We start from the raw sequence: 16,051 nt of genomic DNA, 5'->3' as shown, positions 1-16,051 counted from the left end.
ACCCGAAAACCCCCAACACCCACGCCTAAATCATGGTCTTCAGCTTCTGATGGTTAGGCGTTTCCTGACCGATGAGCTAAGCGCAGCGGAGAGAGCATCAAGATCAGTCTGAATAAACTTGGTCGACGCTCTTCTTCAAAGATGGCGCATCTGGCTTACCAGCAGCTTCCTCTACGTCACCAAGCATCAGGGTAAGAAGCGCTTAGACGCTGATGGCAGGTATTCGATAACCTTGTTCATGGTCGTGCAACGACCACGCGTGCAGATCAGAAGAGGGGAACGAAGTGTCTCAGGACCGAAACATGCCGGGAGCAGGGCGGTCTCGGTGGAACCGAGTCGACGGGGAGCAACAGCCCTCTGAAATCGACGATGCGCAAGCCGCCGGCACAGCAGAACAGCAGAAGAGAAGTTTCTCGCAAGAAGCACAAACGGGTAAAAACCGCCGAGATGCTGGTTCAGCCCAAGAACGGTCTGCAAAAGATGCACGAGCGGATAAGAAATTTCATTTCAGGCACGTAGACCAGGACCATGGGGACGGTAGAGGGCCGCGGAGAGGCCCCCGTACTGGCCGTGATGGATCAAAACGGCAAGTAGCTGGCAGTCGCGGACAAGGTGAACGACGGGACAGTGGACGCAGGGGCTCGTCCCTTCCAGGTTCTAAGAATTCACGAGATGAGCGAGGTCGACCTGGTTGGAAAGGCGGTCGTGAGGAACAACGTCTACCCCGGAGCCAAAAAGGTACTGAGGGGCGCTCCGGAGTCCGTCGCCCAGACGAAAAATCTGAGTTTGTCACACGGGGGGGATCGCGACTAGCGCCAAAGCATGAACGGAAGCCAGACCCTGCTATCGATGCAGATATCACTGGACTGGAGATCGACCGAGCGATCAAGAACGAGCTGCGTACTCTGAGCAAAGACAACGCTAAAGGAGTTGGGCAGCATCTGGTCATGATTTCCCGTTTACTCGATGTGGATATCGAGGGCGCCCGCGCACATGCAGAAACAGCTGTTCGAAGAGCTGGCAGAGTCGCAGCAGTGCGTGAGGCCCGAGGCTTAGTCGCTTATCGTGAAGGTGATTACCAAATGGCTCTGAGCGAGTTCAGGACAGCGCGGAGGCTATCCGGTTCACAGCACCTTCTACCTCTCATGGTCGACTGCGAGCGTGGGCTGGGACGTCCCGAACGCGCTCTTGAACTGGCCGGGTCACCTGAAGCACGAACTCTGACAAAATCGGAGCGGGTTGAGCTTCTGATTGTCTGCTCCGGGATCCGCCGCGATATGGGCCATCTCGATGCTTCCGTGGTACTACTCGAGACTCCTGATCTTGATCCGAACAGACGGGATCCGTGGTCTGCGCGTTTGTTCTACGCGTACGGCGATGCGCTCATGAGCCGGGGAGATACCGAACTTGCTCGCGCGTGGTTTGCGGAAGCTGCAGATGCAGACGTCGAGAACCTCACGGACGCTGCCGAGCGCTTGGACGAGATCGACGGAATTGTTTTCGTCGATCTCGGAGAAGAGGGGGAAGCCTTGGTCAAACCTGTTGTAGGCCTGAATGAGGATAAGCAGCCGGAAGAGTCACCCTCAGAAAGAATTCTGTGAAGACACAGCCTTCGGGTCGCCCCAAGGGGAATAAATTATCATCGATGCGCAGGGGTGAATCTTTATGACAGACGTATCTTCCCGCTTGCTCAATCTTTATCGTGGAATCGTATGCGACCTCGACGGAGTGGTTTATCGGGGTCCGCAAGCGGTGCCACATGCAGTGGAAACTCTCGCTACCGTCCGCAGGGCTGGCCTGGGCGTGGTCTATGCCACGAACAATGCATCTCGCACGCCACTTGAAGTTGCTGATCAGCTCAGATCGCTCGGGCTTATTCTTGAGCCAGCAGATGTCGTCACCAGCGCGCAGGCCGGTGCTTCCCATCTGGCACAGATCCTCACGCCAGGAAGCCCCGTTCTGGCTATCGGGGGAGCAGGCGTAGCCCAAGCATTGACTTCAGCAGGACTCTGCGCCGTGAACAGTGCAGACGCCGCAGGAGGTCGAAAAGTAGCTGCCGTGCTTCAAGGCTACGGACGAGAGGTCAACTGGGCGGACCTGGCCGAAGCTGCTTACGCTATCGCCGAGGGGGCGATTTGGGTGGCCTCGAATACCGACCTCACCATCCCTACTGCTCGAGGGATCGCGCCAGGGAACGGATCTCTCGTAGGTGCAGTACGCCAAGCAGTGGCTATCGACCCCTTCGTCGTTGGAAAGCCACAGACCGCGCTCTACGAGCTTTCAGCATCGGTCCTCGGAGGAGCCCTGGCTGACACGCTCGCGGTGGGAGACCGGCTCGACACCGATATCGAAGGTGCCAACAAGACAGGAATCGACTCCCTGTTCGTCTTGACCGGGGTTAACGACATCGCAGATGTCGTCATGGCGCCAACTCTGCTGAGACCTCGTTACATCGCCAGCGATCTCCGAGCCCTGTCGAACCCTTATGAGGAACCCGCCGTGCAGTGCGACCGGTCACAGGTCACCGCGAGATGCACCGACGCGGAGGTCGTCATCGCTGCGGACGGGACGATGACTGCCAGCGGTGAACCGGAAGCTGCCATGCGAGCCTTTGTCTCAGCAGCCTGGAAGGCCCGAGACACAGGGCTTCTGGCCGATGAGAAAGAGGTCCGTCATCAAGCAGACGCGGTGCAGATCGCAGCTCAGCGAGCCGCACAGGACTGACCGTGGGCAACCGTGACGTCTTCGACGACGAAGGACGTGCTCCTACGCCCTATCCTTCACCGCACCCTAAATGTCAGGCTGCTGGGGAAAACGACCGCCCGGAGTGCAACGGAACCTTGGACCAACTCATGGAACTCGAGATCACAGATTTCGACAATGCCATCGAACTCGGGACCCGCCTGCACCACGATCTCCGGCGACAACTGCAGGAAGCCGCGGAAGGATGAACCTCTCGCGTATCGACACGGCCCTGGTCGTACACGGTCTAGCCCGCTCACGTGGAGATGCCCGAGAACTGATCAAGTCAGGCAAAGTGCAACTCGACGGAGCCGTTATACGAAAACCCTCGACCCCGGTGGACGAAACAAGCCACATCGTCGTCCACCGGGAAGGGCCGGCCCCTGTCGGACGTGGTGCCCACAAACTAGAAAAAGCCTTCGAGCTTTTCGCCGGAAACCATGAAAATCCCCTAGACGTGACCGGACAACGCTGCCTCGACATTGGAGCCTCGACCGGGGGATTCACCCAAGTCCTCCTTGCCCACGGCGCAGCCGAAGTCACAGCGCTCGATGTCGGACACGGACAACTGGCGCCTGCGCTCCGGTCCGACCCTAGGGTCCGAGAGGAATCCGGCCGTAACATCCGCGAGACCGGCCCCGGCGACATCGGAGGTCCCTTCCCCGTCGTCGTCAGCGACCTGAGTTTCGTGTCCCTGGCACTGGTCGTACCCGCCATCGCCGGACTGGTCGCAGAGCCCGGCCAGGCTGTTCTCCTCGTCAAACCCCAGTTCGAGTGCGGACGCAGCGCACTCGACAAGAACGGCGTTGTCCGCGACCTGCACGAACATCGTAGAGCGATCCTCGAGGTGGCCCGCGCAGTACGTCAACAAGGCCTGTACCCCCGGGAGATCCACACAACAGGCCTGCCCGGACGTACCGGAAACCACGAGTATCTAATGTGGGTGACGACGAGAAAAGACCTCGCCTCGACCGACGACGAAGCGGACGCCGCCGCCGCCGTCGACCTTCCGGGAAGGACACGATGACGCGCACTGTACTGCTCATCACCAATGTCACCCGTTCCGAACTGCGTCATCACACCTGCGAGATAGCTGCACTCTTCACCCGCGCCGGGATGAAAGTAGCGATGTCCCCGGCAGAACTCGACGTGATCGGAAGAAACACGAATCCTCTGATCGTCGCCGCCGATCCGGACTCGCCCGCAGAAAGTGCAGAGTTGGTCTGCGTCCTCGGTGGAGACGGCACGATCCTCCGAGCCGCTGACATCGCGCGAGGATCCGGCATTCCCCTCCTCGGTGTGAACTTCGGCCATGTAGGTTTTCTCGCCCAGGCCGAACGAGACGCCCTCACCGACGTCGTCCGACACGTCGTGACCGGTGACTACTCCGTCGAAGAACGGATGACCCTCGACGTCACCGCCCTACACCGTCAGGACGTCATCGCCACCAGCTGGGCGCTCAACGAGGTCACGGTCGAGAAAGCAGCCCGGGAACGCATGCTCGAACTCGTCCTCGAGATCGACGGCCGCCCGCTGTCGACATGGGGGTGCGACGGCGTCATCGTGGCCACACCCACCGGAAGCACCGCCTACGCCTTCTCCGCAGGCGGACCGGTCGTCTGGCCGGACGTGGAAGCACTCCTCCTCGTTCCCATCTCCGCGCATGCGTTGTTCGCCCGGCCTCTTGTCGTCGGGCCGGACTCCCATGTAGCCGTTGACCTGGTCGCTGGCACCGAAGGGCAAGGCGTCATGTGGTGCGACGGATCCCGGCCTGTGGAACTCCCCGAAGCCGCGCGCGTGGAAGTTCGACGCAGCGACCTTCCGGTGCGCCTCGCTCGACTCGACAACGCGCCCTTCACCGACCGTCTCGTGGAGAAATTTGCGCTTTCCGTCCACGGCTGGCGTGGACGGAACAGCACGACCCGCAGATGAGCGCCGGGAAAACCGGACACAAGAAACCCTCAAGGTGGACCACGCAAAGCGAAGATCCCCAAGCAAGCCAGCCACGTGCCCGGAGTACCACCGTCCTATGCCTACGCTGGCCTCATGCTCCGCCAGATGCGAATCCAAGGTCTAGGTGTCATCGACGACGCCGTCCTCGACCTCAGCGACGGGCTCAATGTCCTCACCGGTGAGACCGGCGCGGGAAAGACGATGGTGATCTCCGGGCTGGGCCTGTTGCTCGGAGCCCGCGGCGACACAGCTATGGTCCGTGCGGACGAACGAGCCGCCGTGATCGAAGGACTCCTCGACGTTCCTGACGGCCACCCCGCACGAGAACGAGCGCTCGACGCCGGAGCAGACATCGAAGACGACCTGATCATCAGCCGCACCGTCTCCGCCGAAGGCCGCAGCAGAGCACACGTCGGGGGCCGGCAGACCCCGGTTTCCGTCCTCAACGACATCGGCGAGATGCTCGTCGCCGTCCACGGACAGTCCGACCAGTGGCGCCTCCGCAGGCCTGAGGAGCACCGGATCGTCCTCGACGACTACGGTGCGGCTACCATCGCACCGCTTGCACAGTCCTATACGGACGCCTACAGCGCGCTAGCCTCGACCCAGGCCGAGATCCGCCAGGTCACCGAATCGAGCCGAGACCGGGCCGTCGAGATCGAAGTCCTACGTCGTGGACTCGCCGAACTGGAGGAAATCGACCCGCTGCCCGGAGAGGACGAAGAACTCCGTGCCGAGGACCAACGTCTCTCACACACCGACGCTCTGCGGGCAGCCGCAGGCATCGCGCACGACGCACTGACCGGGAACCAGGAAATACCGGACGACGGAGGCGCCGCAGGTCTGCTCGCCACAGCCAGAACAGCGCTCTCCGGGCAGTCCGACCACGACGAGCAACTCGCCGACCTGGAACGCCGAGCCGCCGAGCTGGCCTACCTCACCACAGATCTCGGCGCGGAGCTGGCCGCCTACCTCAGCGATGTCGACGCCGACCCGACCAGGCTCGCAGCTGTCCAGGAACGCCGGGCCGCGCTCGCCAGGCTCACACGAAGCTACGGGGACGACATCGACCAGGTCCTGGAATGGGGGCGACGGGCAGCAGCCCGGTTGGACGAACTCGAAGGGTCGCACGATCGAATCGAAGCACTCCGCGCACAAGCGGCCAAGGAACAACAGATCCTGTCCGAAGCCGCAACAGCGCTGAGCCGAGCCCGGCAGAAGGTCGCGACGAGCCTGGGCCGAGCCGTGACCGAGGAACTCGCCCACCTGGCCATGGGACGAGCCCAGGTCGACGTGGTCGTCGACCAACAAGAAGACTCCGGACACGGCCTGCCGCTGGCCGACGGACGTCGGGTGCGTTGCCACCCACATGGCATCGACCTCGTGGAGATCAGACTGGCAGCCAACCCCGGAGCCCCGCCGCGCACCGTCGCCAAAGCGGCCAGCGGCGGAGAACTCTCCCGGGTCATGCTCGCCCTGGAGGTCGTCACCGGAGCCGTATCAGAGGACAGTTCGGCGCCCCGACCTCGTACGTTCGTCTTCGACGAAGTCGACGCAGGAGTAGGAGGAAAAGCAGCCTTGGACGTCGGAGCGAGACTGTCCCGACTGGCCCGCCACGCTCAGGTGATCGTAGTGACCCACCTTCCCCAGGTCGCCGCTTTCGCCGACGCCCACCTCGTGATCCACAAAAGCAGCGAAGGGCAGATCACGACCAGCGGGATCAGCGTCCTGGACGAGGACGGACGCCTCCGAGAACTGGCCAGGATGATGGCCGGAGCCGAAAGTGAGGTCGCCGTGCAACATGCTCGTGAACTGCGTGAACAAGCGACCCAACGCGCCCGATGACCGTTTCTCCCAAGCTCGCTGCCCCACATTCGTTTCCGACATCCTGACATGTGCTGGGGCTGTCCTGCTGCAGCGCAGGGGACCGTCAGCTGGGTCGGAAGGATCCCACCGCTCAGGAGAAAGGTCTGGACCCGGACGAAGGTGACGTAGAATCAAAGTCCGTGGCGCAAACGAAACATATCTTCGTGACCGGAGGCGTTGCCTCGTCCCTCGGCAAGGGACTGACGGCATCCAGCCTCGGATTTCTGCTCCGTCAGCGCGGGCTACGGGTCACCATGCAGAAACTCGATCCGTACCTGAACGTCGACCCGGGGACGATGAACCCCTTCCAACACGGCGAAGTCTTCGTCACGGACGACGGCGCAGAGACCGATCTCGACATCGGCCATTACGAGCGTTTCCTCGACGTCCCCCTCTCCCAGGCTGCCAATGTCACCACCGGGCAGGTCTACAGCCGAGTCATCGCCAAGGAAAGGCGCGGAGAATACCTGGGCGACACCGTCCAAGTCATCCCCCACATCACCAACGAGATCAAAGAACGGATGCGGGAACAAGCCTCGGCGAAGAGACCACCGCAGGTCATCATCACCGAGATCGGCGGAACCGTCGGTGACATCGAATCCCTGCCCTTCCTCGAGGCAGCCCGCCAGGTCCGTCACGACCTCGGACGGGAGAACTGCTTCTTCCTGCACGTCAGTCTCGTGCCCTATCTCGCGCCGAGCGGAGAACTCAAGACCAAACCCACCCAACACTCCGTCGCGGCGCTGCGACAGCTGGGACTCCAACCCGACGCCATCGTGCTACGCGCCGACCGGGAGATCCCCGAGAGCATGAAACGAAAGATCGCGCTGGCCTGCGACGTCGACCACGAGGGCACCATCGCCTGCACAGACGCCCCCTCGATCTACGACATCCCCAAAGTGCTGCACTCCCAAGGACTGGACGCCTACCTGGTCCGTCGCCTCGGGCTGCCTTTCAGGGACGTCGAATGGAAGGAATGGGACACCCTGCTGCGTCGGGTGCATCAACCGTCCCACCACGTCGAGATCGCCCTCATCGGCAAGTACATCGACCTGCCGGACGCCTACCTGTCGATCACGGAGGCGCTCCGCTCAGGTGGGTTCCACCACGACGCCAAGGTGAACATCCGTTGGGTGGCCTCGGACGAATGTCAGACCCCCGAAGGAGCCCAGACCGCACTCGCCGGTGTGGACGCCGTCCTGGTACCAGGAGGCTTCGGTGTCCGAGGGATCGAAGGGAAACTCGGTGCGCTCCGTTGGGCCAGGGAGAACGGCACCCCGACCCTGGGAATCTGCCTTGGACTTCAATGCATGGTCATCGAGTACGCCCGCCACGTCGCGGGGATCGATGGAGCAAGCAGTAGCGAATTCGACCCGCAGACCACAGCGCCGGTGATCGCCACGATGTCTGAACAAGAATCCTTCGTCGAAGGGGCCGGCGGCGACATGGGCGGCACCATGCGACTCGGCTCCTATCCGGCCCGTCTCGCCGAAGGAACTGTCGTCGCCGCAACCTACGGAACCTCGACGGCGGACGAACGCCACCGCCACCGGTACGAGGTCAACAACGCCTACCGGGAACAGCTCGAGAAAGCAGGACTGGTGTTCTCCGGGACCAGCCCCGACGGTTCCCTGGTGGAATTCGTCGAGCTCCCCTCCTCGGTACACCCCTACTACGTCTCCACCCAGGCACACCCCGAGTTCCTCTCCCGCCCCCACCGCGCGCACCCACTCTTCGCCGGACTCGTCCGTGCCGCGCTCAACCAGCAACAGACCGAGCCGAGCACAGATCCTGCGTCGGTGAAAAGCACCAACCGGCGAGGGAACAGCAAAAAATGAGCCTCGACGCTCCTCGCCTCGACGGCGACGCCCTGACCGACGACTTCCAGAGCAGACCGGTGCTCGCCCAGGAGACCGCCTTCCGAGGCATGGTCTGGGACGTCCGCGCCGATCGGATCGACCTCGGACCGGCAGGACAGGTCACCCGCCAGTACATCGAACACCCCGGTGCAGTCAGCATCGTGGCTCTGCGAGAGCGTCCCGGCGGACCTGACATCCTGCTGATCAAGCAGTACCGACACCCGGTGCGAGCCACCGAATGGGAACTCCCCGCAGGACTGTTGGACGTCCCCGGGGAAAGAGCCCAGGAAGCCGCGGCACGTGAGCTGGCCGAAGAAGCCGACCTGCGCGCAGAAACCTGGCACCTGCTCACCGACCTGTTCCCCTCACCCGGCGGACTGGGTGAAGCGATCCGTATCTTCCTGGCCCAAGACCTGTCCGAAGTGCCCGCCACGGAAAGACACGACCGAGACGCCGAAGAACTCGGAATGCCGACAGCCTGGGTTCCTCTCGACCAGGCAGAGAGCGCAGTGCTGTCCGGCAGACTCACCAACGGTGTCGCCCAGCTGGGGATCCTGGCCACGGCCGCTGCCCGGAGACACGGCTGGAACACCTTGCGGTCGGCGGACACGGAGTTCCTCGCGCACCCCGGAGGACGAGGATGAGCGGGGCCTTCGGCGCAGGTGTCTTCGGGAACATCCGACCGGCAGAGGAAGAACGCTGCCCCTGTGGCGGGACGGCGACAGACAGAACGTACGAAGGATGCTGTGCGCCACTGCACTCGGGCAAGGAACGGGCAATCACAGCCGAACAGGTGATGCGCAGCAGGTACAGCGCCTTCGCCCTGGGCGACGAGGCCTACCTGCTACGGACCTGGCATCCCCGGACCAGACCCGAAGCGTTGAACCTGGACCCCGGCCACCGTTGGATCTCATTGGAAATCTTGGAGACCAGGAAGGGAAAAGCCGACGACGACACAGGTGTGGTGACCTACCGGGCCCGATCCCGCGGACGCGAGGGCCGTGAACACGCCATGACCGAGACGAGCCGATTCGAGCGACGTGCCGGGCGGTGGGTCTACGTCGACGGGGAATTCCTCGACTGAGCCCGGGTAGGGCGTCCCCGGGGCCTCCCGCCCGAACCTTAATACGCTCGAAGCCGGCTGCGTCGGACGCGTACCATGGGACACGACCGTTGCGCCGTCCGGAACCTTCATCCACTCCACCGGTGCAGCGCCGTCCCCTGCACGACGCACCGCCCCGGGACATCTCGCGGGCCGGACGAGGCGGGCGACAACCCAGACCAGTGATCCACCGATCGAAGGACCCACCGTGCTCCGTACGCACACCGCCGGCTCCCTGCGGGCCGAGCACGCCGGAACGACCGTCACGCTCACAGGCTGGGTGGCCAACAGGCGCGATCACGGCGGCGTCGAATTCATCGACGTCCGGGACGCCAGCGGGATCGTGCAGATCGTCGCCCGTGACGAAGTGCTCACCGGAGCCGCTCACAGCCTGCGCAACGAGTACTGCGTCAAGGTCGTCGGCGAGGTCACCCCCCGCAGCGCCGAGAACGTCAACCCCGACCTGCCCACCGGACAGATCGAAGTCGTCGCGACCGACATCGAGGTGCTCTCCGAAGCCGCTCCGTTGCCTTTCCAGATCGACGAACGCACCACCGTCGGTGAAGAAGCCAGGCTGCGTCACCGCTATCTGGATCTGCGACGTCCTGGGGCGCACAACGCCGGACACGCGATCCGCCTGCGCAGCAAAGTCAACGAAGCTGCACGGCGGGTACTCGGCGCGCGCGACTTCGTGGAGATCGAGACACCGACCCTGACCCGATCCACCCCCGAAGGCGCCCGTGACTTCCTGGTTCCGGCTCGACTCGCACCCGGATCCTGGTACGCCCTGCCACAGAGCCCACAGCTGTTCAAGCAGCTCCTCATGGTCGCCGGCATGGAGCGCTACTACCAGATCGCGCGTTGCTACCGCGACGAGGACTTCCGCGCCGACCGCCAGCCGGAGTTCACCCAGCTGGACATCGAAATGAGCTTCGTCACCGAAGACGACGTGATCGAGGTCGGCGAGGCCGTCGTCCGCGAGATCTGGAAGCTGATCGGGGTGGAACTGCCGACGCCGTTCCCGCGGATGGCCTACAGCGAGGCCATGGCCCGCTTCGGCTCCGACAAGCCCGATCTGCGTTTCGGTCAAGAACTCGTCGACTGCACTGAACTGTTCAAGGAGACTTCCTTCCGGGTCTTCCAGGCCGAATACGTCGGCGCGGTCGTCATGCCCGGCGGTGGTAGCCAGCCGCGGCGGCAGTTCGACGCCTGGCAGGAATGGGCCAAGCAACGGGGCGCGAAGGGGCTGGCCTACATCACCGTGGGCGAAGACGGGACGCTGGCCGGCCCCGTGGCCAAGAACCTCTCCGAAGCCGAACTGGCAGCTCTGCCCGCGCACACCGGGGCACGCCCCGGAGACTGCATCTTCTTCGCGGCCGGTACGACCAAAGCCAGTCGCGCACTGCTCGGCGCAGCACGCCTCGAGATCGGTCAACGCTGCGGACTCATCGATGAAAATGCATGGAGCTTCCTCTGGGTGAACGACGCTCCCCTCTTCGAACCGACCAGCGAAGCCGTCGCCGCAGGCGACGTGGCCGTCGGCGCAGGAGCCTGGACCGCAGTCCACCATGCCTTCACCTCTCCGAAGGCCGAATATCTCGACACCTTCGACAGCGACCCCGGCCCGGCCCTGGCCTACGCCTACGACATGGTCTGCAATGGCAACGAAATCGGCGGTGGATCGATCCGTATCCACCGGCGCGACGTCCAGGAACGCGTCTTCAAGGTCATGGGCCTGACCGAAGAACAATCCCAGGAGAAATTCGGTTTCCTCCTCGACGCTTTCGCCTACGGCGCCCCGCCGCACGGCGGAGTGGCCTTCGGCTGGGACCGGATCGTCATGCTGCTCGGCGGCTACGACTCGATCAGGGACGTCATCGCCTTCCCGAAATCCGGTGGCGGGTTCGACCCACTGACCGAGGCTCCGGCTCCGATCACTCCGCAACAGCGCAAGGAAGCCGGCGTCGACGCCACACCACAGAGTGGCGGCACGAAGAAAACGGAGACAGAAGCTGACACCCGACCCGGAGCATGACCGGAGAAGGCACGAGACCCCCCTCGGGGTTGCCGACCGCGCCCGGCCCACGCGCGGATCGCAACCCTGAGGAGGGGGAAATACTCAGGGGCGGCGGATCCCACCGCCCCGGTATCGTCCTCCTGGACGCCGACGGAGTACTGCAACGTCCACCGGACGACTGGCTGGAACGTCTGCTCGCCATCGGGGAAACCCCTGACTTCGTCGAAGCCTGCTTCCAGGTGGAGAAAGCCTCCCTCAGGGGAGAGAGCGACTTCCGTGAAGATCTGAAGGCCTATCTCGCCGAACACGGCCCATCGACAGCGGATGTCGAACATGTTCTGGCGCCGTGGTTGCAGATCAATGTCGACCCCGGAGCCATGGCCGTCGTCGCCCAGCTACGGCGCGGAGGAACCCGCTGCTACCTGGCCACCAACCAACAAGCCGTTCGTGCTGCGTACATGAAGGAACACCTCCGGTACGAATCCCTACTGGACGGTTGCTTCTACAGCTACGAACTACAGGTAGCCAAACCTGATCCCGCCTACTTCGTCTCCATCCTCGCTCGGCTCGACGCCGACGCCGACAACGTCCTCTTCGTCGACGACCGTCCAGACAACGTCGAGTCCGCTCGATCAGTAGGCCTGCACGCGGAAGTCGTCGACGGAATCGAAGACGGAGCAGTCCTACGTCGGATCTTCACCGACTACGGTCTCCTGACTTCCTGAAGGTCGTCCGACACCACCGCGTGGGCACGCTCCATCAGGAGGAAGCCCCACGCAATGGTGCCGAACATGCCCCGAGGTCAATGTCGGATAGCGTGTTTCTGATGCCACCTGCGCAATGGGCCCGGCGCCCACCAGTTCCAACGTCCCAGCAGGTGCATCGTCGCCGGGACCAACAACATCCGGACGACAGTGGCATCCAGGACCACCGAGATCGCCAGCCCCACCCCGATCTGCTTCACGATCAGCATCTTCGCCATCGCCAGACCACCCAGAACGATCAAGATCAACAACGCGGCGCTGGTGATGATCCGCCCGGAACGTTGCAGACCCAGTTCGACAGCACGCTCATCGTCATAACCCTGCTCGTGCAATTCGACGATCCGCGACAGCAGGAAGAGCTCGTAATCCATGGCCAACCCGAACCCGAAGGCCAACAGGATGACCGGGGTCACCGACTCCACACCGTGCGTGGCCGTGAACCCCAGGACATCCTGCAGATGCCCCTCCTGGAAGATCCAGGCCAGGATGCCCAGACTCGCCCCCAAGGACAGCACGTTGAAGATCAGTGCTTTCAAGGGCAACGCCAAGGAACCGGTCATCAAGAACATCAACACCATGGTCGCCGCCGCAACGATCCCCGCAGCCCACGGCGCCCGCTCACGGATCGCATCCAGATAATCGACCAGTTGGGCATCCGAACCCGTCACCCAGGTCTGGAAATCAGGACGCTGCGCGCGCAGATCGGAGACGATCTGTTTACCCTGCTCGTTCTCCGCGGTGGCGCCCTGCGCACGGATACCCAAAGCCGAGTACTGGTCATCGATCGGACGTGCCGGGTCGACCGAGGAGACCCCGGGGACCCGGGAAGCGACATCCCGTCCGTACGCAGTCAGCTGCTCCGGAGTGGCCCGGGCGACAACCACGGCCGTCGGCTCGGTCAACATCGGGAAATCGCGGCGGACACCCTCGATGAACTGGCGTTCGGTATTGCCGGCAGGCAGCAGCTCCGTGCTCGAGGAGACCTGTCGCATACCCAGCACCGGCCAGGCCAGCGCCAACAGCAGCGCCGTCGCCGCCACCACCATCGGGACATAGGTGCGGGCGACGAGACGGGCCAGGTTGGCGAAGAGGCCCTCGTCGGGGGAATCGTCGCTGCGTCGGCGCACGAGACGGCGACCGCCCAGGAAACAGAGCGCCGGAACCAGGGTCATCGCCACGGCCAAAGCCACCAGGACGACGGTGACCCCGGCCAGCCCCACGGCGCGGATCACCGGAGCGGGGAAGACCGTGAGGCCGGCCAGCGAGATCGCCACGATGAGCGCGGAGAAGAAAACGGTTCGGCCTGCAGTGTTCACCGTCTGAGCGGTGGCCTCCACGAGATGGTCACGGTCCAACCGGTCGTGGGAGGCGTCCGGAGCGAGTGCACGGACCTCCTCACGGAAACGACTGACGATCAACAGCCCGTAGTCGATGCAGAGCGCCAGACCCAACAAGGTGGTGATGTTGACCACTGTGGCGTCGAGCTCGGTGACGAAGGAGAAGGCCCACAGGCTGGCCAGCCCCCCTGCGATGGAGGCCAGGGCACCGACGATCGGTAGACCGGCCGCGAGGAAACCCCCGAAGACGAAGACCATGACGATCAAGGACAACGGCAGTGCGATGCCCTCACCTTTGGCCAGGTCGGTCTGGATCTGTGAGGTGATGTCGTCGAGGAAGGTGATTCCGCCGCCCATGGTGACGCGGGCGCCGGGCACCGCGGCGAAAGCGTCCTGGGCCTGCTGGCGGGCGTCCCGGGCGATGTCCAGCCGTTCGGTCTGGGAGAGCGCACGGTCGACGACCAGCACCAACATGAAGGCGTCCTCCCGGTCCTGGGCGAACAATCCGCCCGTCTCCGGGGTGCGCACCCCCCCGGGGACGACGAAGGGGGACATCGCCCGGGTCACACCCGGCCGGGAGGCGAACTTCTCCTGCAGACGTGTTCCGGCTTCGACGGAAGCCGGATCGGTCGAGACGGCGCCTTCCACCCGGACAAGGACGCTGGGCCCGGTGTCACGCGCCCTCTCCAGAAGTTTGCTGCCCTCGTGGGACTCCTTCGGGACGAAGGGTTCTGCCTGGTGCAAGCGGGAGAAGAGTGACGGCGTGCCCAGCGCCCCGGTGGCTCCGGCATAACACAAGGCTGAGACGACCAGCCACAGCACGACGACCAGCCGGGCATGTCGAGCCATGGTGGCACCCGCCCGGTGGAGAAGGGGTGTCGATCCGGTATGCACTTCATGTACTTCGGCGGTCACGGGACAACTCTCTCATTCCGGTAGGACGCCGGTGACCGCGGAGATCGAGGTTCAGGTTCCCGGAGTGACAGACTGGCCCGGTGGACGAACCCGACCTCTTCGCCGACATGACGGACACGGCGCAGCCGCAGGACGTCCTGCCTCCGCTGGCGGTGAGGATGCGTCCCCGCTCCCTGGAGGACGTCCGCGGACAGGCTGCAGTCCTACGACCGGGCAGCCCGTTGCGCCGACTGATCGAAGGTCACGGAGGCACAGCCGGGCCCTTGAGCGTGATCCTGTGGGGGCCGCCGGGCACGGGGAAGACGACGTTGGCGCATCTGGTCGCCCGAGCAGCCGGCAGGGAATTCGTGGAACTCTCGGCCATCACCGCCGGCGTCAAGGACGTCCGCACCGTGATGGAGGGTGCCAGGAGGGCGCGCGATCTCCATCGTCGGCAGACGGTGCTCTTCCTCGACGAGATCCACCGGTTCAGCAAAGCCCAACAGGATGCGCTGCTGCCCGGGGTCGAGGACCGTACGGTCATTCTGGTCGCGGCCACCACGGAGAATCCGTCCTTCTCGGTCATCGCGCCGTTGTTGTCCCGGTCGATGCTGATCCGGCTGGAGCCCTTGGCCGACGAACAGATCCGGGAAGTGTTGGATTCCGCCGTGCAGGACGAACGCGGACTCCACGGCGCATACCTGCTGACCGCGCAAGCCCGGGAACATCTGGTCCGGATGGCCGGTGGTGACGTTCGGCGCGCATTGACCTCCTTGGAGGCTGCCGCCGGTGTGGCGCTGGACGCGCGCGCGGCCGGGCGAGGTCTGCCGGACGCTGAGCATCCGGTGGAGGTGGACTTGACACATGTGGAACAGGCCGTGGAGCACGCCGCGGTGCGTTACGACCGCGCCGGGGATCAGCATTACGACGTGGCGAGCGCCTTCATCAAGTCGATGCGTGGTTCGGATGTGGATGCGGCTCTGCACTACCTGGCCAGGATGTTGGAAGCAGGGGAGGATCCCCGATTCATCGCCCGGCGGATCGTGATCTCGGCCAGTGAGGAGATCGCGATGGCGGACCCGACGGCGTTGCAGACGGCGGTGGCGGCGATGCACGCGGTAGCTCAGATCGGGATGCCGGAGGCTCGGCTGATCCTGGCGCAGGCGGTGGTACACAACTGTCTGGCGCCGAAGTCGAATGCGACCTATACGGCGATCAACGAGGCGATCGCCGAGGTGCGGGCCGGTCGTGGCGGACAGGTTCCGGCCCATCTCAGGGGAACCGGATATTCCGGTGCTAGCCGACTGGGGCACGGCCGAGGGTATCTGTACGCCCACGACGAACCGGAGTCGGTGGCGGCGCAACAGTACCTGCCGGACGACCTGGCGGGGAGGACCGACTACTACCGTCCGAAGGAGCGTGGGTTCGAGGCGCGTATGGTCGCCCGCCAGGCCTGGCTGAAGGAACAGTTACGTGCAGGGCCGGGCGCCTGACAGCAGCCGGATTCCCGGTCGACG

The 16,051-nt window shown here is 64.1% G+C and carries 13 protein-coding genes; 12 read left to right on the top strand and 1 reads right to left on the bottom strand.

The features are described from left to right. Window positions 1-947 precede the first annotated feature (947 nt). From AUCHE_RS06465 to AUCHE_RS06415, 11 genes are all read left to right on the top strand, one after another. Window positions 948-1,601, top strand: coding sequence for a hypothetical protein (locus tag AUCHE_RS06465; RefSeq protein ID WP_006502479.1), 654 nt, complete (start codon window positions 948-950; stop codon window positions 1,599-1,601). A gap of 64 nt (window positions 1,602-1,665) precedes the next feature. Further along, window positions 1,666-2,724 carry an HAD-IIA family hydrolase gene (locus tag AUCHE_RS06460; RefSeq protein ID WP_006502478.1) on the top strand — a complete coding sequence of 353 codons (1,059 nt, stop codon included), beginning with the start codon at window positions 1,666-1,668 and terminating at the stop codon, window positions 2,722-2,724. A gap of 2 nt (window positions 2,725-2,726) precedes the next feature. Then, window positions 2,727-2,951 carry a hypothetical protein gene (locus AUCHE_RS06455; protein ID WP_006502477.1) on the top strand — a complete coding sequence of 75 codons (225 nt, stop codon included), beginning with the start codon at window positions 2,727-2,729 and terminating at the stop codon, window positions 2,949-2,951. After that, complete coding sequence (locus tag AUCHE_RS06450) at window positions 2,948-3,769, top strand: TlyA family RNA methyltransferase (RefSeq protein ID WP_006502476.1); 822 nt, start codon at window positions 2,948-2,950, stop codon at window positions 3,767-3,769. The genes AUCHE_RS06455 and AUCHE_RS06450 overlap by 4 nt, the downstream gene beginning before the upstream one ends. Then, a complete protein-coding gene (locus AUCHE_RS06445) occupies window positions 3,766-4,674 on the top strand; it encodes an NAD kinase (protein ID WP_006502475.1) in 909 nt (302 codons plus the stop codon). The genes AUCHE_RS06450 and AUCHE_RS06445 overlap by 4 nt, the downstream gene beginning before the upstream one ends. 114 nt (window positions 4,675-4,788) lie before the next feature. Continuing rightward, window positions 4,789-6,540, top strand: a complete 1,752-nt coding sequence (gene recN / locus AUCHE_RS06440; protein WP_006502474.1) for a DNA repair protein RecN — start codon at window positions 4,789-4,791, stop codon at window positions 6,538-6,540. A 161-nt stretch (window positions 6,541-6,701) separates the two neighbouring features. Further along, the gene (locus AUCHE_RS06435; RefSeq protein ID WP_052024830.1) at window positions 6,702-8,399 is read left to right on the top strand and encodes a CTP synthase; all 1,698 of its coding nucleotides are present in this window, start codon (window positions 6,702-6,704) and stop codon (window positions 8,397-8,399) included. Continuing rightward, on the top strand, window positions 8,396-9,064 hold the full coding sequence (locus AUCHE_RS06430; RefSeq protein ID WP_006502472.1) for an NUDIX domain-containing protein: 669 nt from the start codon (window positions 8,396-8,398) through the stop codon (window positions 9,062-9,064). Before AUCHE_RS06435 ends, AUCHE_RS06430 begins: the two co-directional genes overlap by 4 nt. After that, entirely contained in the window at window positions 9,061-9,504 is a 444-nt protein-coding gene (locus tag AUCHE_RS06425; RefSeq protein ID WP_006502471.1) for a YchJ family protein, read from the top strand. Before AUCHE_RS06430 ends, AUCHE_RS06425 begins: the two co-directional genes overlap by 4 nt. A gap of 226 nt (window positions 9,505-9,730) precedes the next feature. Then, a complete protein-coding gene (gene aspS, locus AUCHE_RS06420) occupies window positions 9,731-11,557 on the top strand; it encodes an aspartate--tRNA ligase (protein WP_006502470.1) in 1,827 nt (608 codons plus the stop codon). A gap of 29 nt (window positions 11,558-11,586) precedes the next feature. After that, complete coding sequence (locus tag AUCHE_RS06415; protein ID WP_177175342.1) at window positions 11,587-12,264, top strand: HAD family hydrolase; 678 nt, start codon at window positions 11,587-11,589, stop codon at window positions 12,262-12,264. A gap of 77 nt (window positions 12,265-12,341) precedes the next feature. Here the strand turns inward: AUCHE_RS06415 and AUCHE_RS06410 are convergent, their stop codons facing one another. Continuing rightward, window positions 12,342-14,555, bottom strand: a complete 2,214-nt coding sequence (locus AUCHE_RS06410) for an MMPL family transporter (RefSeq protein ID WP_245706817.1) — start codon at window positions 14,553-14,555, stop codon at window positions 12,342-12,344. Window positions 14,556-14,662: 107 nt separating this feature from the next. On the opposite strand from AUCHE_RS06410, the gene AUCHE_RS06405 reads away from it, so the two are divergent. Then, complete coding sequence (locus AUCHE_RS06405) at window positions 14,663-16,027, top strand: replication-associated recombination protein A (protein ID WP_052024829.1); 1,365 nt, start codon at window positions 14,663-14,665, stop codon at window positions 16,025-16,027. Window positions 16,028-16,051: the final 24 nt, after the last annotated feature.

Source organism: Austwickia chelonae NBRC 105200 (assembly GCF_000298175.1).
Lineage (GTDB): Bacteria > Actinomycetota > Actinomycetes > Actinomycetales > Dermatophilaceae > Austwickia > Austwickia chelonae.
The sequence above is the reverse complement of the archived record's forward strand: the minus strand, read 5'-3'. Positions and strand labels throughout refer to the sequence as shown.